The sequence below is a fragment of the Kitasatospora sp. NPDC023176 genome (assembly GCF_055560495.1).
In genome coordinates, this window is sequence record NZ_JBVHIP010000008.1 from 161,739 (window position 1) to 183,854 (window position 22,116).

The 22,116-nt window shown below is 76.8% G+C and carries 4 protein-coding genes; all 4 read left to right on the forward strand.

All coding sequences use genetic code 11. The annotated features are described in order from the left end of the window. Positions 1-7 precede the first annotated feature (7 nt). Positions 8-20,152, forward strand: coding sequence for a non-ribosomal peptide synthase/polyketide synthase (locus tag ACZ3YL_RS14745; protein ID WP_465657510.1), 20,145 nt, complete (start codon positions 8-10; stop codon positions 20,150-20,152). A 75-nt stretch (positions 20,153-20,227) separates the two neighbouring features. Continuing rightward, positions 20,228-20,431: an MbtH family protein gene (locus tag ACZ3YL_RS14750; protein WP_317621165.1), complete on the forward strand. Its 204-nt coding sequence runs from the start codon at positions 20,228-20,230 to the stop codon at positions 20,429-20,431. A gap of 46 nt (positions 20,432-20,477) precedes the next feature. Next, complete coding sequence (locus ACZ3YL_RS14755; protein WP_465657511.1) at positions 20,478-20,990, forward strand: GNAT family N-acetyltransferase; 513 nt, start codon at positions 20,478-20,480, stop codon at positions 20,988-20,990. A 219-nt stretch (positions 20,991-21,209) separates the two neighbouring features. Continuing rightward, complete coding sequence (locus tag ACZ3YL_RS14760; RefSeq protein WP_465657513.1) at positions 21,210-22,043, forward strand: helix-turn-helix domain-containing protein; 834 nt, start codon at positions 21,210-21,212, stop codon at positions 22,041-22,043. Positions 22,044-22,116 lie beyond the last annotated feature (73 nt).

Below are 22,116 nucleotides of genomic sequence, written 5' to 3' on the forward strand. Positions count from 1 at the left end.
GACGACCATGACGCCTTCGACGCCTTCGACGCCTTCGAAGCGAGACCGCGCGGCCGCGCTGCCCGCCGACCTGCGGGAAGCGCTCCGGCTCCGGCTGGCCGGACGGTCCGGCGCCACCGCGGCCGGCATCCCGCGCGCCGACCGCGACCAGCCGCTGCCGCCGTCCTCCGTCCAGCAGCGCCTGTGGTTCCTGGACCGGCTGCGGCCCGGCGACCCGCGCTACAACAGCGCGCTCGCCGTCCGCTTCACCGGGCCGCTGGACCGTACGGCCCTCGCCGGGGCGCTGACCGCCGTGGTGGCCCGGCACGAGGCGCTGCGGACGGTCTTCGAGGAGGCCGACGGCCGCCCGGTGCCGACCGTACGGCCGGCCGGGCCGGTGCCGCTGCCCGTCCGGGAGATCCGCGAGCAGGCCGAACAGGGCACCCTCGACGCCGTCCTGCTCGCCGAGTACTCCCGCCCTTTCGACCTGGCGCACGGCCCGCTGCTGCGCGCCCTGCTGGTCCGCGAGTCGGAGCACTCCCACGTCCTCCAGCTGACCGCGCACCACATCGTCACCGACGGCTGGTCGATGGGCGTCATCCTGGACGAACTGTGCACCGCCCACGAGGCGCTGGCCCGCGGCGCCGCACCGGAGCCAGGGCCCGTCCCGGTCCAGTACCCGGACTTCGCGGCCTGGCAGCGCGAGCAGCTCTCCGGCGACCGGCTGGACGCCCAACTCGCCCACTGGAAGGCGAAACTGGCCGGATCCGTGCCGCCCGAGCTGCCGCTGGACCACCCCCGGCGCGGCGAGGAGGCCGGCCCCGGCGCCGTCCACACCTTCACCGTGCCCGCCGCGCTCACCGCCCGGCTGCGCGAGCTGGCCGCCGAACAGCACGGCACCCTGAACACCGCCCTGGTGGCCGGCGTCCAGGCGCTGCTGGCCCGCTGGTCCGGGCAGCAGGACGTCACCGTCGGCTCGCTGACGCCCGGCCGCACCCGCACCGAACTGGAGCGGGCCGTCGGCTGCTTCGTCAACACGGTGGTCCTGCGCACCCGGGTCGACCCGGCCGGCGGCTTCCGCGAGCTGCTGGCCGCCGCCACCGAGACCGGCAACGACGCGCTCGCCCACGGCGACACCCCCTTCGAGCGGATCGTCGAGGCGGTGGCCGCGCCCCGCGAGGCCGGCCGCAACCCGCTGTTCGACGTGCTGGTGCTGCTGCACCCCGCCCCGCCCACGGCCGCCGCCCCGGCCGGCACGACGGTCTCCCCGGTGGCGGTGCCCCGGCAGGCCGCCACCTTCGACCTGAGCGTGGAGTTCGTCCCCGAGGGGCCGGACGGCGAGGCGCTCACCGGCCTGCTGGAGTACCGCGCCGACCTCTTCGACCCGGCCACCGCCCGCCGCGCCGCCGACCAGCTGCTGCGGCTGCTGACCGGCGCCGCCGCCGAACCGGACCGCCCGCTCGGCACCCTCCCGCTGCTCTCCCCGGAGCAGGCCCGGCAGCTCACCCACGGCTGGAACGCCACCGTCCTCCCGGTCGAGCCCGCCACCCACACCGAACTGTTCCAGCGCCGGGCCGCCCTGACCCCCGACGCCCCGGCCCTGTACGCCGGCGGCGAGCAGCTGAGCTACGCCGAGCTCAACACCCGCGCCAACCGGCTCGCCCACCGGCTGATCGCCCGGGGCATCGGCCCCGAACGGCTGGTCGCCCTGCACCTGCCGCGCACCGCCGACATGATCACCGCGATCCTCGCCGTCTGGAAGACCGGCGCCGGCTACCTGCCGCTGGACCGGGCGCTGCCCGCCGAGCGCGTCCGCTTCCTGCTGGCGGACGCCCGCCCGGCCCTCGTCCTGGACGAGGCGACGCTGCGCGCGCCCGCCGACGGCCCGGACGCCGACCCCACGGGCACCGACCCCACGGGCACCGACCGTACGGTCACCGACCCCACGGGCACCGACCGTACGGACGCCGACCCCACCGACGCCGACCGCACCAGCCCGCTGCACCCCGCGAACACCGCCTACGTGCTCCACACCTCCGGCTCCACCGGCCGCCCCAAGGGCGTCGCCGTGCCGCACAGCGCCCTGGTCAACCTGCTCGCCGCCCACCGGGCCGGCTTCGTCGCCGACGCCGGCGGCGGCCCGCTGCGAGTCGCGCTGACCGCCTCGTTCTCCTTCGACACCTCCCTGGAGGGCGTGCTGCTGCTGGCCGACGGCCACCCGCTGCACCTGGTGGACGAGACCACCCGGATGGACCCGGCCGCCCTGGTCGAGTACGTGGTGCGCCACCGCATCGACTTCCTCGACCTCACCCCGTCCTACCTGCGCCAACTGCTGCCCGCCGGACTGCTGGACGACCCCCGGCACCGCCCCCGGGTGCTGATGCTCGGCGGCGAGGCCGTCGGGCCCCGGCTCTGGCGCGAACTCGCCGCGCACCCGGAGACCGCCGCGTACAACTACTACGGCCCCACCGAGTGCACCGTCGACGCCCTGGCCTGCCGGATCGCGGCCGAGGACCGCCCGCTGGTCGGCCGCCCGCTGCCCAACCTGCGCGCGTACGTCCTGGACGACCGGCTCCAGCCGGTGCCGCCCGGGGTCAGCGGCCAGCTCCACCTGGCCGGCGAACAGCTCGCCCGCGGCTACCTGGGCCGCCCCGGCCTCACCGCGGCCCGGTTCACCGCCGACCCGTACGGCCCGCCCGGCGCCCGGATGTACCGCACCGGCGACCTCGCCCGCTGGACGGCCGACGGGCGGCTGGAGTACCTCGGGCGCGCCGACGACCAGGTCAAGGTGCGCGGCCACCGGATCGAACCGGGCGAGATCGAGGCGGCGCTGCTCGACCTGCCCGAGGTCACGGCGGCCGCCGTCGTCGCCGGGCCCGACGCCCACGGCCACACCCGACTGGCCGCCTACCTGGTGTTCGCCGACGGCGCCGCCCGCCCCGGCGCCGAGCTGCGGGCCGCCCTGCGCCGGGTGCTGCCCGACCACCTGGTGCCCTCCTCCTTCACCGCGCTGGACGCCCTGCCGCTCACCACCAGCGGCAAGCTGGACCGCCGCGCCCTGCCCGCCCCCCGGACCGACGACCGGGACGGCGAGTTCGTCGCCCCGCGGACCCCCGACGAGCAGACCCTGGCCGGGATCTGGGCCGAGGTGCTGGGCGTGCCCAGGGTCGGCGTCACCGACAACTTCTTCGAACTCGGCGGCGACTCCATCCTGAGCATCCAGGCCGTCTCCCGGGCCCGCGCGGCCGGCCTGCGGATCGGCTCCCAGGACGTCTTCCGCCACCAGACCGTCGCCGACCTGGCCGCCGCCGCCCGCCCGGCCACCGTCCCCGCTCCCGCCCCGGCGCCGGCTCGAACGGACGGCCCGGCCCCGCTCACCCCGGTCCAGGAGTGGTTCCTCGCCGCCCACGGCCCGCTGCGCCACTTCACCATGTCGATGCTGCTGGACCTGCCGCGCCGACTCGACGTGCCCGCCCTGGAGTCGGCGCTGCGGGCGCTGGTCGACGCCCACCCGGCGCTGCGCACCCGCTTCACCCGCGACGGCGACTCCTGGCGGCAGCAGCCGGTGGACACCCCGGACGCCGCACTGCTGAGCAGAGCCGACCCGGCCGCCGACCGGGCCGAGGCCGCCGACGCCGCCCGCGCCGCCCTGGATCCGGCCACCGGCGCCCTGCTGCGCGCCGTCCTGTTCCCCGCGCCCGTCGACGCCAGGCCCCAACTCCTGCTGACCGCGCACCACCTGGCCGTGGACAGCGTCTCCTGGCGGGTGCTGCTCGCCGACCTCGAACGGGCCTACCGTCAGGCCGAGTCCGGCGCGACGCCCCGACTGGAGCCCGAGCACACCCCGTTCACCGACTGGGCCCACCGACTCTCCGACCACGTCCGGGCCGGCGCCCTCGACCAGGCCCTGCCGTACTGGACGGCCCAGGCCCGGCAGCCCGCCCGCCCGCTGCCCGTCGACCTCCCCGGCACCCCGACGGCCGGCTCCGTCCGCACCCTGCGCACCCGGCTGGACCGCGCCACCACCGAGGCCCTGCTGCGCAAGGCCCCCGAGGCGTACCGCACCCAGGTCAACGACGTGCTGCTCAGCGCCCTCGGCCGGGCCCTCGCCGACTGGACCGGCGCCGAGCGGGTGACCGTCGCCCTGGAGGGCCACGGCCGCGAGGAACTGGTCGACGGCGTCGACCTCGCCCGTACGGTCGGCTGGTTCACCACCCAGTACCCCGTCACCCTCGCCCCCGCCGGCCCGGCCGACGCCCCCGACTGGGCCGGCACGCTCAAGCGGGTCAAGGAGGCGCTGCGGCACGTCCCCCACCGGGGCCTCAGCTACGAGGCGCTGGCCCGGCTGCGCGCGGGCGACCCGGCCGCCCGCGCCCTGCGGGACGTCCCGCTGCCCCAGGTCTGCTTCAACTACCACGGCCAGTGGACGGCCCCCGCCGACGGCGACTTCGCCCCCGCCGGTCCGCCACCCGGCCGGGACCTCGCCCCCGGGGAAGCGCTGGACCACCTGCTGGACGTCTCCGCCGTGGTCGCCGACGGCGAGCTGGAACTCACCTGGCACTACAGCGACCAGGTGCACCAGGCCGCCACCGTCCGCGCCCTCGCCGAGGCCACCGCCGCCGCGCTGTCCGCCCTGGTCGAGCACTGCACCGCCCCCGGCACCGGCGGCCGCACCCCCTCCGACTACCCGCTGGCCGGGCTGGACCAGGCCGCCGTGGACCGGATCGTCGGCGACGGCCGGGACGTCGAGGACCTGCTGCCGCTCACCCCGCTCCAGGAGGGCATGCTCTTCCACCGCCTGGTCGGCGGCCCCGACGACGTCTACCTGGACCAGGCCGCGCTGCTGCTGGACGGCGTCGGCGACCCGCACGTGCTCGCCCTTGCCTGGCAGCGGGTCACCGACCGCACGCCCGCGCTGCGCACCTCGGTGGTCTGGGAGGGCGTCCCCGCCCCGCTGCAACTGGTGCGCCGCGGCGTCCGGCTGCCCGTCACCCAGCTCGACCTGCGGGCGCTCGACCCGGGGCAGCGCGCCGAGCGGCTGGCCCGGCTGCGCACCGAGGACCTCGCCCAGGGCCTGGACATCGCCACCGCCCCGCTGACCAGGCTCACCCTGGTCCGGCTGCCCGAGGCCCGGCTGCAACTGCTCTGGACCTCCCACCACCTGATCCTGGACGGCTGGAGCCTCGCCCAGGTGCTCACCGAGGTGTTCGAGGAGTACGCCGCCCTCACCAGCGGCGCCGCGCCCACCCCGGCGGTGCGCCGGCCCTTCGGCGACTACGTGCGCTGGCTGGCCGGGCAGGACACCGGGGCCGCCCGGGCGCACTGGCAGGGCGTGCTGGCGGGCTTCGCCGGCGCCACCCCGCTGCCCGCCGACCGCGTCCGGCGCGGGGCCCACCGGGCCCGCTCGGCCGGCAGCCACCGGGCCGGGCTCTCCGAGCAGGCCTCCGAGCGGCTGGCCGCCACCGCCCGCCGGGCCGGACTCACCCTCGGCACCGTGGTGCAGGGCGCCTGGGCGCTGCTGCTCGCCCGGTACGCCGGCGAGCCGGACGTGCTGTTCGGGACGACGGTCTCCGGCCGCCCCGAGGAGCTGCCCGGCGTCGAGTCGATGATCGGCATGTTCATCAACACCCTGCCCACCCGGGTCCGGGTGGAGAGCGGGCGCATCGCCGCCGACTGGCTGCGCGAGCTGCAGGAGAGCCAGGCCGAGGCCCGGCGGCACGCCGCCGTCTCCCTCGCCGAACTCACCGGCTACAGCGACGTGCCGTCCGGCAGCGCGCTGTTCGACAGCATCGTCGCCTTCGAGAACTACCCCTTCGACGACGCCCGCGCGGCCGGCACCGGGGTGCGGCTGGTCGAGGTGGACTCCCGGGACGCCACCAACTTCCCGCTGGTGCTGCGGGCCTACCAGGGGGAGCGGCTCGGCTTCGACCTCGCCTACGACCCGGGGCTGTTCGACGCCGCGACCGTCCGCGCCCTCGCCGGGCGGCTCTGCCTGCTGCTCACCGAGCTGGGCGGCGGCCTGGACCGCCCGCTGCGCGAACTGGCCTGGACCACCCCGGAGGAGCGCCGGCAGCTGCCCGCCGCCGGGAACGCCGCCGGGAACGCCGCCGGGGACGCCACCGGAAACGCCGCCGGGAACGTAGCCGGGCGCGCCACAGGCAACGGCACCGCCCACGGCCGGCCCGAGCACACCCTGGTCGACCTGTTCGAGGCCCAGGCCGCCCGCACCCCGCACGCCGAGGCCGTCACCTGCGGCACCGAGCACCTCGACTACGCCACCCTGGACGCCCGGGCCACCCGGCTCGCCCACCGGCTGGCCGAACTCGGCGCCGGGCCCGAGCAGTTCGTCGCCATCGCGCTGCCCCGGACGGCCGAACTGGTGGTGGCCGTGCTCGCCGTCCTCAAGACCGGCGCGGCCTACCTCCCGCTCGACCCGGACCTGCCCGCCGGACGCCGGGCCGAACTGCTCGGCGACGCCGCCCCGGTGGCCCTGGTGACCCTCACTCCCGACGGCATCGACGTCCCGGTGGTCGCCCTGGACGACCCGGCGGTCCGCGCCGACCTGGCCCGCCGCCCGGCCGCCCCGCTCGGCCCCCGCCACCGCCCGCTGCCCGACAGCCCCGCCTACGCCATCTACACCTCCGGCTCCACCGGCCGCCCCAAGGGCGTGGTGGTGCCGCACGCCAACGTGGTCCGGCTGTTCCGGCACACCCGGGAACTCCTCGACTTCGGCCCGCGGGACGTCTGGACGCTGTTCCACTCCTACACCTTCGACTTCTCGGTCTGGGAGCTGTGGGGCCCGCTGCTGCACGGCGGCCGGCTGGTCGTGGTGCCGGGCGACACCGCCCGCTCCCCGGAGGAGTTCCTGCGGCTGCTCGCCGACGAGGGCGTCACGGTGCTCAGCCAGACTCCGTCCGCGTTCCACCCGCTGGTCCGGGCCGACGCCGAACACCCGGAGCCGTCACGGCGGTTGGCGCTGCGCACGGTGGTCTTCGGCGGCGAGGCGCTGGACGTCACCCGGCTCACCGACTGGTACGCCCGCCACCCCCAGGACGCGCCCCGCCTGGTCAACATGTACGGCATCACCGAGACCACCGTGCACGTCACCCACGCCCTGCTGGACCGCGCCACCGCCGCCGCGGGCGGCCCGGCCCCGATCGGCGATGCCCTGGCCGACCTGCGGCTGTACCTGCTGGACGGCGACCTCGCACCCGTCCCCCCGGGCGCGGTGGGCGAGCTGTACGTGGCGGGGGAGGGCCTGGCCCGCGGCTACCTGAACCGCCCGGGCCTCACCGCCGCCCGCTTCCTCGCCGACCCCTTCGGCGCCCCCGGCACCCGGATGTACCGCACCGGCGACCGGGCCCGGTGGCTCACCGACGGCACCCTGCACTACCTGGGCCGGGCCGACCAGCAGGTCAAGATCCGCGGCTTCCGGATCGAGCCCGGCGAGATCGAGGCCGCCCTGCACACCCACCCCGGCGTCGGCCAGGCCGCCGTGGGCGTCCACCAGGACGCCGCCGGCACCCGCCGGCTGGTGGCCCACGTCGTCGCCGGGGAGGGTACGGCCCAGCCGCCGTCCGCCGCCGAACTGCGCGCCCACCTGGAACGGCTGCTGCCCGCCTACCTGGTGCCCGCCGCCTACGTCCCGATGGCGGCCCTGCCGCTCACCCCCAACGGCAAGCTCGACCGGCGGGCGCTGCCCGCCCCCGGCCCGGACGGCTACGCGAGCGCGGCCGGCCAGGACCGTACCGCGCCGCGGACCCGGGCCGAGCACCTGGTGGCGGCGGCCTGGGCGGCGGTGCTGGACACCGCCGAGGTCGCCGCCCAGGACGACTTCTTCGCCCTCGGCGGCGACTCCATCCTCGCCGTCCGGGCCACCGCCCGGCTGCGCGAGGCCTTCGGACGGGCGGACCTGACGCCCCGGCTGCTGTTCAGCCACCCCGTGCTGGCCGACCTGGCCGAGGCGCTCGGGGAGCCCGTCGGAGCCGCCGGCCCGGCCGTCATCCCGGTGGTCCGGGACCGGGACGCCGAACCGCCGCTGTCGTACGCCCAGCAGCGGCTCTGGTTCCTGGACCGGTTCGAGCCGGGCGGCACCGACTACACCACCCTGTCGGTGCTGCGGCTGCGCGGAACGCTCGACCGGGACGCGCTGGGCCTGGCCCTGGACGCCCTGGTCGAACGGCACGAGGCGCTGCGCACCACCTTCGCCGAACGCGACGGCCGGGCCCGCCAGGTGGTGCGCCCGCCGTACCCGGTCGAACTGCCCTGCGAGGACCTCGACCCGGCCGAGGTGGACGCGCTGCTGGAGCGGATCGCCGCCACCCCCTTCGACCTCGCCACCGGCCCGCTGCTGCGCGCCCGGCTGGCCCGGCTCGCCGAGGACGAACACCTGCTCGCCCTGGCGGTGCACCACATCGCCACCGACGGCTGGTCCCTCGGCGTGCTCGGCCGAGACCTCGCCGAACTGTACGCCGCCGCGCTCGCCGGCCGCCGCCCCGAACTGCCCGAACTGCCCGTCCGCTACACCGACTTCGCCAGCTGGCAGCGCGCCCGCGACGAGCACGCCGAGGACGGCCTCGACCACTGGCGCCGGGTGCTGGCCGAGCTGCCGCCGCTGGACCTGCCCACCGACCGGCCCCGCCCGGCCGTCCGCACCACCGGCGGCGCGCTGGTCACCTTCACCCTGCCCGCCGCCCTGACCGCCCGGCTGCGCGACCGCGCCCGGGAGGCCGACGGCACCCTCTACACCGTGCTGCTGGCGGCCTGCCAGGTACTGCTGGCCCGCTGGTCCGGGCAGCGGGACTTCGCCGTCGGCACCGTCACCTCCGGCCGGGAGCAGGGCGAACTCCACGACGTGGTCGGCATGTTCGTCAACACCCTGGTGCTGCGCGGCCACGTCCGCCCGCAGGCGCCGTTCCGCGAGCTGCTGACCGAGGCCCGCGACACCCTGCTCGACGCCCTGGCCCACCAGGAGGTGCCCTTCGAACGGCTGGTGGACGCCCTCCAGCCGGAGCGGGACACCAGCCGCACCCCGCTGTTCCAGGTGATGGTGGCCCTGCACAACCTCGGCGCCGAGGCGCCCCGGCTGCCCGGCCTGGTGGCGGAGCCGGTCACCCCGCCGGTGCGGGGCGCCACCTTCGACCTCTCCTTCGACTTCGTCGAGCGCGACGGCGGCCTCACCGGCCACCTGGAGTACAGCACCGGGCTGTTCGACGCTTGCACCGCCGAGCGGCTGGCCGGCTGGCTGACCGTCCTGCTGACGGCCGTCGCGGAGGACCCGGGCGCACCGGTCGGCGCCCTGCCGCTGATGACCGCCGAGGAACGCGAGCGGACGGTGCGGCAGGGCCGCGGCGAACCGCTGCCCGCCGCGCCGGACACCACCTTCACCGCCCTGTTCGAGGCCCAGGCCGCCCGCACCCCGCACACCACCGCCCTGGTCGCCCGGGACACCACCCTCGACTTCGCCACCCTCAACGCCCGGGCCAACCGGCTGGCCCGCCACCTGGTCGCCCTCGGCGCCGGCCCCGAGCGGCTGGTCGCCGTCCGGCTGCCGCGCACCTCCGAACTGGTGGTGGCGCTGTTCGCGGTGCTCAAGGCCGGCGCCGCGCTGCTCTTCGTCGACCCGGACCTGCCCGCGGAACGGGCCGCCCTGCTGCTGGAGGACGCCCGCCCGCAGACCCTGCTCACCGAGCACACCCTGCGCGACACGCCCTGGCAGGCGCTGCCCGACCACGACCTCGCCGACGCCGACCGCACCTCCCCGCTGCTGCCGCAGCACACCGCCTACGTCGTCTTCACCTCCGGCTCCACCGGCCGCCCCAAGGGCGTGGCCGTCGAACACCGCCAGCTGGTCAACCTCTGCCGCGACCACCGGCTCGGCCTGCTCGCCCCGCACACCGCCGACGGCGAGCGGCTGCGGATCGCGCTCAGCGCCTCCTTCTCCTTCGACACCAGCTGGGAGGGCCCGCTGCTGCTCGCCCTCGGCCAGGAACTCCACCTGGTCGACGAGGACGTCCGGCTGGACCCGCAGGCCTTCTGCGCCCAGGTCGCCGAGCGCCGGCTCGACCTGGTCAACGTCACCCCGTCCTTCCTGCGTGAACTCACCGCCGCCGGGCTCCTCGCCCCCGGCCGCCACCACCCACGGCTGCTGCTGGTCGGCGGCGAGGCCGTCCCCGCCGCCACCTGGCGCCGGCTCGGCGCCGCGCGCGCCGAACTCGGCGTCACCGCCTACAACGTGTACGGGCCCACCGAGTGCACCGTCGACGCCACCTACGCCCGCTGCGCCGACCACCCCGACCGCCCCGTCATCGGCCGCCCCGGCCGGGGCCTCAGCGCCTACCTGCTGGACGGCGCGCTGCGCCCGGTGCCGCCCGGGATGCCGGGGGAGCTGTACCTGGCCGGCGCCCAGGTCGCCCGCGGCTACCTCAACCGGCCCGGACTGACCGCCACCCGCTTCCTCTCCGACCCGTACGGCCCGCCCGGCGCCCGGATGTACCGCACCGGCGACCTCGCCCGCTGGGACGCCCACGGGCAGCTGGACTTCCTCGGCCGGGCCGACGAACAGCTCAAGATCCGCGGTTTCCGGATCGAGCCCGGCGAAGTGGAGGCCGCCCTGCTGGCCCACCCGGACCTCGCCGACTGCGCGGTGGCCGCGCGCGAGCACGCCGGGCGCACCATGCTGGTCGGCTACCCGGTGCCGGCCGCCGACCGGGTGCCGCCCGCCGAGGAGCTGCGGGCCTGGCTGCGGCGCACCCTGCCCGACCACCTGGTGCCCGCCGCCTTCGTCCCGCTGGCCCGGATCCCGCGCACCACCAGCGGCAAGACCGACCGGCGCGCCCTGCCCGCGCCGCCCGCCCAGCCCGACGACGCCACCCCGTACGTCGCCCCCCGGCCCGGCACCGAGGAGCGGCTCGCCGCGATCTGGGCCGAGGTGCTCGGGGTGCCGCGGGTCGGCGCCCGGGACAACTTCTTCGCGCTCGGCGGCGACTCCATCCTGAGCATCCAGATCGTCTCCCGGGCCCGCGCCGCCGGACTCGCGCTCACCACCAAGGACGTCTTCCGGCACCAGAGCGTGGCCAAACTCGCGCTGCGCGTCGGCGATGTGACGGACACTCAGGACATCGGCCCGGAGCCCGACGAGGCGCCGCTCACCCCGATCCAGCACTGGTACCTGGACGCCCGCCGCCCCGGCGACGCCCTGCGCTTCACCATGACCCAGCGCCTGGAACTGGCCCCCGGCACCGACCCGGCGGCCCTGGACGGCGCCGTCCACGCCCTGGTCCGCCACCACCCCGCGCTGCGCACCCGCTTCCGGCACGGCGAGACCGGCTGGCGCCAGGAGGTGCGGGACCGGCTGCCGGACGGCCTGTTCACCCACCACCCGGCGGCCGGCCTGGACCCGGCCGCCCTGGAGGCCGAGGTCCAGCGCGCCACCGACGAGGCCCAGCGCTCGCTGGACCCGGTCGCGGGCCGCGTCGTGCGCGCCCTGTACTTCGACCGCGGCGGGCACCGGCCCGGCCAACTCGTCCTCACCGTCCACCACCTGGCCGTCGACGGGGTCTCCTGGCGGATCCTGCTGGCCGACCTGGAAACCGCCTACCGCACCGCCCGGTCCGGCGGCGCGATCGAACTGCCGCCGGCGGGCACCTCCCACGGCCACTGGGCCGCCCGACTGGAACGGCACACGCGCGCCGGCGCCCTGGACGCCCACGCCGAGTACTGGACGCGCACCGGCGCCGCCCCGGCCGACCTGCCCGCCGGACGCCCCGGCGCCAACACCCAGGCCACCGCCGCCACCGTCACCGTCACCCTGGACCACGCGACCACCGAGGCCCTGCTGCGCGGGGCGCCCGCCGCCTACCGCACCCAGGTCAACGACGTGCTGCTCAGCGCGCTGGGCCGCACCCTGGCCCGCTGGTGCGGCCGCCGCGAGGTGCTCATCGGCATGGAGGGGCACGGCCGCGAGGACCTCTTCGCCGGCCTGGACCTCTCCCGGACGGTCGGCTGGTTCACCGCCGAGTTCCCGCTCGCCCTGCGCGTCGACCCGGCGGCCGGCTGGCACGACACCCTGCGCGCCGTCAAGGAACAGCTGCGCGCTGTCCCGCTGCGCGGCCTCAGCCACGGCGCCCTGCGCCACCTCCACCCCGACGGCCCGCCGGCCGGCGGCGCCACGCCCCGGGTCGGCTTCAACTACCACGGCCGCTTCGACACCCGCGGCGGCGCCGACGGCCTGGTCCGCGGCCCGCTGCCCCCGGCCGGGCGCGACACCGACCCGGACGAGCCGCGCCCCTACCTGCTGGAGGTCACCGGGGCGGTCCAGGACGGCCGCCTCGAACTGGGCTGGACCTACCCCGCCGCGATCTACGACGAGACCACCGTCCGCGGCCTCGCCGAGGAGATGCGCACCGCCCTGCACGAGCTGGCCGAGCACTGCGCCCGCCCCGACGCCGGCGGCCGCACCCCGTCCGACTTCCCGCTGGCCGGCCTCGACCAGACCCGACTGGACCGACTGGTCGGCGACGGCCGCGCCGTCGAGGACGTGCTGCCGCTGACCCCGCTGCAGTCCGGGATGCTCTTCCACGGCCTGGTCGACACCGACGGCGCCTACGTCGACCGGATCGCCGTACGCCTGGCCGGGGTCGCCGACCCGCGGGCCTTCGCCGCCGCCTGGCAGCACGTCGCCGACCGCACCCCGGCACTGCGCTCCGCCGTGCACTGGCGCGGCCTGCCGCACCCCGTCCAGGTGGTCGCCCGGCAGGCCGCCCTGCCCGTGCGCCACCTCGACCTGCGCCACCTCGACCCGGGCCACCTCGACCCGGGCCACCTCGACCCGGGCCACCTCGACCCGGCCCCGGCGGCGCCGGAGCACCTCGCCGCCGAGACCGAGCGGCTGCTCGCCGAGGAACGCGCCACCCCGATGGACCTCGGCACCGCGCCGCTCACCCGGCTCACCCTCGCCGCCCTGCCCGGCGAGGAGGTGCTGCTGCTGTGGTCCACCCACCACCTGATCCTGGACGGCTGGAGCACCGGGCTGCTGCTCACCGAGGTCTGCGAGGAGTACGCCGCACTCACCGGCGGGCCGCAGGCGCCCCGGGCGGTGCGGCGGCCGTTCGCGGACTTCCTCGGCTGGCTGCGCGAACAGGACGGCGCGGCCGCCGAGGCCCACTGGAGCACCGCCCTGGCCGGGTTCACCGCCCGCACCCCGCTCCCGTACGACCGCCGGCCGGCCGAGGCCCACCGGGCCCGCTCCACCGCCGCCGTCCACCGCGAACTGGCCGAGCCGCTCTCCCACCGGCTGCGCGAACGGGCCGCCGCCGCCGGACTGACCGTCAACACCCTGGTGGAGGGCGCCTGGGCGCTGCTGCTGGCCCGCCACGGCGGCGGCGAGGACGTGGTCTTCGGCACCACCGTGTCCGGGCGCCCGGCCGAACTGCCCGGCGTCGAGTCGATGATCGGCCTGTTCATCAACACCGTGCCCACCCGGGTCCGCGTCGCCGCCGGCGGTGTGCTGCCCTGGCTGCGGAACCTCCAGGACCGCCAGAGCGAGGCCCGCGGCTTCGACCACCTGGCGCTGCCCCGGATCCAGGCGCTGAGCGAACTGCCAGCCGGGGAGCCGCTGTTCGACAGCATGCTGGTCTTCGAGAACTACCCCGTGGACGAGTCGGCCGCCACCCGCACCGGCGTCCGGGTGGCCGAGGTGCGCGCCGACGACGCCACCACCTACCCCTGGTGCCTGCGCGCCCACCTGGGCGAGCGGCTCGGCTTCGACCTGGCCTACGACCCCGCCCTGTTCGACCACCGGACGGCCCGGGATGCCGCCGACCGGTTCGCCCTGCTGCTCACCGGCCTCGCCGAAGCCCTGGCCGACAGCCGCGACCTGGACGCCCTGGAGCCGCTCACCCCCGCCGACCGCGAACTGCTCGCCGACTGGCACCCCACCGCCCGCCGGGCCGAGCCCCGCAGCCCGCTGACCGTCCTCGCCGAGCACGTCCGGCGCACCCCCGACGCCCCCGCGGTGCGCGAGGGCGAACACCGGCTGACCTACCGGCAGCTCGACGCGTGGTCCGACCGCCTCGCCGCCCGGCTGCTCGCCGAGGGCCTGGCGCCCGAGGGGCGGGTCGCGCTGGAGCTGGAGCGCTCGACCGCCCTGGTCGTCGCCCAACTCGCCGTCCTCAAGGCGGGCGGCGCCTACCTGCCCGTCGACCTGCGGGCCCCCGAGGAACGCCGCCGCACCCTGGGCAGCCGGGCCGGCGCCGCCCTGCGGCTCACCGCCCCGGACATCGCCGCCGCCCGCACCGACCCGGCGCCCCGGCAGCTGCCGCCCGCCGACCCCGACCGGCTGGCGTACGTGATGCACACCTCCGGTTCCACCGGCGAGCCCAAGGCCGTGGCCGTCCGGCACCGCGACATCGCCTCGCTCGCCACCGACAGCCGCTTCGCCGACGGCCGCTGCGCCCGGGTGCTGCTGCACTCCCCGGTGGCCTTCGACGCCGCCACCTTCGAGGTCTGGGCCCCGCTGCTGACCGGCGGCTGCGTCCTGGTCGCCCCCGCCGGACCGGTGGACGCCGCCCTGCTGCGCCGCCTGGCCGGCCCGGAGGGGCCGACCGCGCTCTGGCTCACCGCCGGACTGTTCCGGCTGCTCGCCCAGGACGCGCCGGACTGCTTCGCCGGCCTGCGGACGCTGTGGACCGGCGGGGACGTGGTGCCCGCCGCCGCCGTGCGCCAGGTGCTGACCGCCTGCCCCGGGCTGACCGTGGTGGACGGCTACGGCCCCACCGAGACCACCACCTTCGCCACCGCCCACGAACTCACCGACCCGGCCGCGGTGCCCGACACCCTGCCGATCGGCCGTCCGCTGGACGACCGCCGCATCCACGTCCTGGACGGCCGGCTGCGGCCCGTCCCGCCGGGCTGCGCGGGCGAGCTCTACCTGGCCGGCGAAGGCGTGGCCCGCGGCTACCTCGGCCGGCCCGGCGCGACCGCCGCCCGCTTCCTCGCCGACCCGTACGGCCCGCCCGGCGCCCGGATGTACCGCACCGGGGACCTGGCCCGGCGCCGCCCCGACGGCACCGTCGAGTTCCTCGGCCGCGCCGACGACCAGGTGAAGATCCGCGGCTTCCGGGTCGAGCCCGCCGAGGTGGAGGCCGCGCTCGCCGCCCACCCCGGGGTCACCGACGTCGCCGTGGTCGCCCGGACCGACCGGCCCGGCGCCCGCCGGCTGGCCGCCTACGTGGTCGGCGCCGTCGACCCCGAGGACCTGCGGGCCTTCGCCGCCCGCACCCTGCCCGACTACCTCGTCCCCGCCGACGTCGTCCCGCTCGCCGCCCTCCCGCTGAGCCGCAACGGCAAGGTCGACCGGGCCGCCCTCCCCGCGCCCGACCGGGCACACGCCGCCGGACGCGCCGAGCGGATCGAACCGCGCACCGAGGCCGAACGCCGCACCGCCGAGGTCTTCGCCGAGGTGCTGGGCATCCGGCCGCCCGGGGTGACGGACGGCTTCTTCGAACTCGGCGGAGACTCCATCCTCAGCATTCGGCTCGCCACCCGGCTGACCGAGGCCTTCGGCACCGAACTCACGCCCCGCGCGGTGTTCGACCACCCGACCCCGGCCGGGCTGGCCCGGCTGCTCACCGGCCGGACCGGGGGCGCGGCCGACGCCCCCATCCTCCCGGTCGCCCGCGACGGCGCGGCGCCGATGTCCTACGCCCAGCAACGCCTCTGGTTCCTGGAGGAGTTCGCGCCCGGCGGCGCCGAGTACGTGACCGCCCTCGCCCTGCGGCTGCGCGGCCCGCTGGAGCCCGACGCGCTCGGAGCGGCCCTGACCGCCCTGGTCGCCCGGCACGAGTCGCTGCGCACCACCTTCGACGGCGTCGACGGGCAGGGCGTGCAGCTCGTCCACCCGCCGCGGGAGATGCCGCTGCCGCGCCACGACCTGTCCGAACTGCCGGAGCGGGAGCGGGAGTCGGCCCTACGCCGGCTGCTCACCGCCGAACGCGCCCGCCCCTTCGACCTGCGCGGCGGCCCGCTGCTGCGCCCCGCGCTGGTCCGGCTCGCCGACCGTGACCACGTGCTGGCCCTGACCCTGCACCACATCGTCACCGACGGCTGGTCCACCGCCGTGCTGCTCACCGACCTCGCCCACCTCTACCGCGCCGAACTCGGCTCCGCCGAACACCCGTTGGCGCCGCTGCCGGTGCAGTACGCCGACTACGCCCACTGGCAGCACACCGCAGGTGCCGCGGACGACCAACTCGGCTACTGGCGGCAGCAGTTGGCGGGCGTCGAACCGATCCGGCTGCCGCTCGACCGGCCCCGGCCCACGGTGCGCACCAGCAACGGCGGCACCGTCCGGTTGGCCGTGCCCGCCGACACCGCCCGACGGCTCGCCCGGATCGGCCGCGAGCGCGGCACCACCCTGTTCACCACCCTGGTCGCCGCCGCCCAGGCCTACCTGGCCCGGCTCAGCGGCGACCAGGACATCGCCGTCGGCACCGTCACCGCCGGCCGCGAACGCCCCGAGACCCAACGGCTGATCGGCTTCTTCGTCAACACCCTGGTGCTGCGCTCCCGGATCGAACCCCGGCAGCCCTTCGGCGACTTCCTCACCGAGGTGCGGCAGACCGTACGGGACGCCTTCGCCCACCAGGACGTGCCCTTCGAGCGGGTGGTCGACGAGGTGCAGCCGGTCCGCGACACCAGCCGCAGCCCGCTCTTCCAGACCCTGGTGGTCCTCCAGAACACCCCGGCGGCCGAACTCGACCTGCCCGGACTGGCGGTGACGGACGTCGAGACCGACACCACCCGGACGGCCTTCGACCTGGTCCTGGAGTTCGCCCAGGACGGGCCCGACACGCTGCACGGCCACCTCACCTACAACACCGACCTCTTCGACCCGGCCACCGCCGAACGGATGGCCGAGCAGCTCACCACCCTGCTCACCGCCGTCGCCGACGACCCCCGGTGCCCCCTCGGCGCCCTGCCGCTGGCCGGCCCCGACCGGCTCGCCGCCGAACTCGCCCGCGCCCGCGGCGACTTCCCCCCGGTGCCGGAGGCCACCCTGCCCGCGCTGTTCGAACGGCAGGCGGCCCGCACCCCCGACGCACCCGCCCTGCTCGACACCGAGCGCGAGCTGAGCTACGCCGAACTCGACCGGGCCGCCAACCGGCTGGCCCACCGGCTGATCCGGCGCGGCGTCGGCCCGGAGCGACTGGTCGCCGTCGCCCTGCCCCGCTCGGCCGCCGCAGTGGTGGCCCAGCTCGCCGTCGCCAAGGCCGGCGGCGCCTTCCTCCCGGTGGACCCGGACTACCCGGCCGGCCGGCGGGAGTTCATGGTCCGCGACGCGGGCGCCACCGTGCTGCTCGACGACCCCGGCCAGGTCTGGGCCGCCGACGGCCCCGACACCGCCCCCACCGACGCCGACCGCACCACCCCGCTCACCCCCGGCCACCCGGCGTACGCCGTCTACACCTCCGGCTCCACCGGCACCCCCAAGGGCGTCCTGGTCACCCACGCCGGACTCGCCGCCTTCGCGGCCGCCGCCGCCGCACAGTACGCGGTGGGCCCGGGCGACCGAGTGCTCCAGTTCGCCTCGCCCAGCTTCGACGCCTCCGTCCTGGAACTGTGCATCTCCCTGCTCGGCGGCGCCGCCCTGGTCACCGGCGAGGAGGGCCCGCTGGTCGGCGAACGGCTCGCCGAAGCCCTGGCCGGGCGGCGGATCAGCCACGCCCTGATCCCCCCGGCGGCCCTGGCCACCCTGGACCGGGAGAACGCCGCCGCGCTGACCGCACTGCGCACCCTGGTCGTCGGTGCCGAGGCCTGCCCAGCCGACCTGGTCGACACCTGGGCCCCCGGCCGCCGGATGGTCAACTCCTACGGCCCCACCGAGGCCACCGTGGTCGCCACCTGGACCGGCCCGCTCACCCCGGGCACCGGCGCCGCCCCCGCGATCGGCCACCCCAGCGGCGCCACCCGGGTCTACGTCCTGGACGCCGCCCTGCGCCCCGTCCCGCCCGGCGTCACCGGCGAACTCCACCTGGCCGGCCCCGGCCTGGCCCGCGGCTACCTCGGCCGCCCCGGCCTGACCGCCCAGCGCTTCCTGCCCGACCCGTACGGCCCGCCCGGCGACCGGATGTACCGCACCGGAGACCTCGCCCGCCGCGACGCCGACGGCCAACTCCGGTACTGCGGACGCGCCGACGACCAGATCAAGCTGCGCGGCTTCCGGATCGAACCGGGCGAGGTCGAGAGCGCGCTGCGCCGCAGCCCGCTGGTGCGCGACGCCGTCGTCACCGTCCGCACCGACGCCCCCGGCGGCGGCCGGCTGGTCGCCTACCTCGTCCCCGCGGACCAGGCCGCCACCGCCCTCGACCCGGCCGGCACCGCCCTCGAACTGCGCGCCCAGCTCGCCGAGTCACTGCCGCCGCACCTCGTCCCGGCCGTCTTCGTCCCGCTGGAGCGGCTGCCGCTCACCCCCAACGGCAAGACCGACCGACGGGCCCTGCCCGACCCCGGCCCGGTGCAGGCCGCGGCCGGCCCGCATCGCCCGCCGCGGAACGACACCGAACGCCGGATCGCCCGGATCTGGGCCGACGTCCTGGGCGTCGAACGGGTCGGCGCCGACGACAACTTCTTCCTGCTCGGCGGGGACTCCATCCTCAGCATGCAGGTGGTGTCCCGGCTGCGCCGGGACGGCCTGCACCTGGCCACCCGGGACCTCTTCAGCCACCAGACCGTCGCCGAACTCGCCACCGTGGTGCGCGGCGCCCCCGAACGCGCCGACGACGGCCCGGTCACCGGGGCGGTGCCGCTGACCCCGATCCAGGAGTGGTTCCTCACCACCCCGCGCGCCGCCCACCACCACTTCAACCAGTCGGCCCTGCTGGAACTCGGCCCCGACCCGGACCACCAGGCCCTGCGCGCCGCCCTGGACGCCCTGCTGGACCACCATGACGCGCTGCGGATGCGCTTCACCCACGACGAGTCCGGCTGGCACCAGTTCAACCCGCCGCCCGCCCGCACCGACGACCTCCTCGTCCACCACGACCTGACCGGCCAGTCCGCCGAGTCCGCCGACGCCGCCCTCGCCAAGGCCGCCGACGACCTGCACGGCGGCTTCGACCTCGCCCACGGCCCGCTGCTGCGCGCCGCCCTGTTCACCGGCGAACCGGACCGCCCGCCGCTGCTGCTCCTGGTCGCCCACCACCTGGTGATCGACGCCGTCTCCTGGCGGGTGCTGCGCGACGACCTGGAGAGCGCCTACCACCAGGCCCGCCAGGGCGGCGCGATCACCCTGGGGGAGCGCGGCACCTCCTTCCGGGACTGGGCCCAACGGCTCGCCGCGCACGTCGCCGAGGGCGGACTCGACCACGAACTGCCGTACTGGGAAAAGGCGGTGACGACCCACGCCGACCTCCCCGGCCGCTCCACCGACGCGGCCGGCGCCGAGACCGGGTCCGCCACCGAGACCGCGTCCGTCACCGAGACCGCCGCCGTCACCGTGGAACTCGACGAGGCGGACACCGAGGCCCTGCTGCGCGCCGCCCCGGCCGCCTACCGCACCCGGGTCAACGACGTGCTGCTCGCCGCCCTCGCCCTGGCCCTGGCCCGCTGGACGGGGCGGGACCGGATCCGGCTGGACCTGGAGGGCCACGGCCGGGAGGACCTGCTGGAGGGCGTCGACCTGTCCCGCACGGTCGGCTGGTTCACCACCGTCTTCCCGGTCGGCCTCGACGTCCCCGCCCCCGAACAGCCCGGCGCCGACCGGGACTGGCGCGCCCTGGTGAAGTCGATCCGCCGCCAACTGCGCGCCGTGCCCGGCAACGGCCTCGGCTACGGCGCCCTGCGCACCTTCGGCCCGCCCGAGGTCCGCGAACGCCTCGCCGCCGGCCACCAGGGCCAGGTGGTCTTCAACTACCTCGGCCAGTGGGACGCCCGGCCCGAGGCCCCCGGCGAGGGCCTGGTCCGCGCCGAACTCGGCTCCTGCGGCCAGGACCACGACCCCCGGGACGGCGGCTCCCACCCGCTGGAGGTGGTGGGCGCGGCCCAGCACGGCCGCCTCGCCTTCACCTGGCACCACCGCCCCGCCGTCCACCACCCGGCCGATGTGCGCCGGGCGGCCGAGGAGTTCGCCGAGGCCCTGCGCCACCTCGCCCGGCACGCCCGGGCCTCCCGCTGACCGACGACCACGACCACGACTACGACCGCGACCGCGACCACGATGGCGATCACGATGACGACCAAGGAGAAGGACATGGACGAGAACACCCGCTACCAGGTGCTGCGCAACGACGAGGAGCAGTACTCCCTCTGGCCGGCCGACCTCGAGGTACCCGCCGGCTGGCAGCCCGTCGGCAAGGAGGGCACCGAGGCCGAGTGCTCCGCCCACGTCGACGAGGTGTGGACCGACATGCGCCCGCGCAGCCTGCGCGAGCGCATGGAGAACACCGGCGCCTGACCCCTCCACCCTCGACCCCACCCTCGACCACCCAGAGGAGCCCGTCATGCCCCCCGTGCTGCGCACCGAACGCCTGGAGTTCATCCCCTACCGGCCCGAGGACGAGGACGCCTTCGTCTCCCTGCTCCGCGACGCGGAGGTCTGCCGCTGGATGGGCCAGGACCTGGTGCCCGAACCGCAGCTGCGCACGCTGTTCCAGGCCATCCTGAGCGACGTCTACCCCCAGCGGCTCTTCGACGTCTGGGGCCTGTGGCTGGACGGCGCCTACGCGGGCCACGCCGAGGTGAAGAAGACCGGGAACGTCGACGGCCACGAACTGGTCGCCGCGCTCGTCCCGCAGTTCTGGGGCCGCGGCCTGGGTACCGAGGTGGTCCGCGGCCTGATCCGCTACGCCGCCGACGAGCTGGGCCTCAAGGAGGTCTACGGCCTGGTCGGCGCGGAGAACGTCCCGAGCCTGGCGCTGTGCGAGCGGCTGGGGTTCCGGCACCTGCGCGACTCCGTCGACGAGGACGGCACGGTGGCGAAGGTGGTGGTGATCTCCACCGCCGAAGCCGGCTGACGCCTCCCGGCCCCCGGCCCCCGGCGCCTGCGGGTACGCCGGGGGCCGGGGTGGGCTGCTCCGAAGCGGGTGCCGGGTACGGCGGTTGGCGGCGGTGGTTAGGCTGACGGGCACTGGTGGAGGTGACGTCGGGGAGGGCCCGTGCGATCCGAGGGCAGCGGATTCTGTGATCGGAACGACCGGTGGCCGCTCGCGAACGGTGCCGCGGCCGGACGGGGTGTGCGGGTCACCCGGGTCGGCAGCCGGTGGCGGGTCGCCCGTCCGCGGCATCCCGGGCTGCGTCCGTTCGTCCACAGCTACGCGGGCTACTGGGAGTCGGAGCCCGTGCCGTACCGGGTGCGGCTGGTGCCGACCGGCCGCGCCGTCGTGGTGATCAACATCGCGGAGCCGTTCAGCGAGGTCCGCCGCTTGGGGGAGCCGTCCGGGCGAGGCGCCGTGGTCGGTTCGCTGGTGGCGGGTCTGGAGGACGGCCCCCGGGTGTGCGCGCACCCCGGCGGCCAGGAGGCGATCCGGCTGGAGCTGACGCCGCTGGGGGCGTACCGGCTGTTCTCGCTGCCGATGGGCGAGCTGACCAACACCGTGGTCGAACTCGGCCACGTGCTGGGGCCGGTGGCCGAGGAGCTGGTGGAGCGGCTGGCCGGGGCCCGTGACTGGGCGGCCCGGTTCGACCTGGTGGACGCCGAGCTGCTGGCCCGCCTCGGGCGTGGCCCGCTCCCCGCGGCGGAGGTCGCCCAGGCGTGCCGGCTGCTGTCCGAGGCGGCGGGAGGGATCCGGGTCGCCCGGCTGGCGGCGGAAGTGGGGTGGAGCCAGGGGCATCTGGTGCGCCGGTTCACCGAACAGGTCGGCCTGGCGCCCAAGGCCTTCGCCCGGGTGCTGCGCTTCCACCGCGCCGCGGGACTGTTGTCGGGTGACGGCGTCGACCTGAACGACGTCGCGCTGGCCTGTGGCTTCTACGACCAGGCGCACCTCAGCCGGGACTTCCGCGCGTTGGCGGGCACCACGCCGGGCCGGCTGGCCGCCGCCCGCTGGGCGGACGGAGCCGTCGCGCTCTGAGCGCTCCGAAGGAAGGTCAGATTTTTCCAATCCAAGCCCGGCGGCGGGCCGGTAGTCTCCCGGTTTCGCGCGG

Coding starts and splice junctions, on each gene's coding strand:
- ACZ3YL_RS14750 (WP_317621165.1), top strand. CDS start 20,228: ATGGACGAGAACACCCGCTACCAGGTGCTGCGCAACGACGAGGAGCAG.
- ACZ3YL_RS14745 (WP_465657510.1), top strand. CDS start 8: ATGACGCCTTCGACGCCTTCGACGCCTTCGAAGCGAGACCGCGCGGCC.
- ACZ3YL_RS14755 (WP_465657511.1), top strand. CDS start 20,478: ATGCCCCCCGTGCTGCGCACCGAACGCCTGGAGTTCATCCCCTACCGG.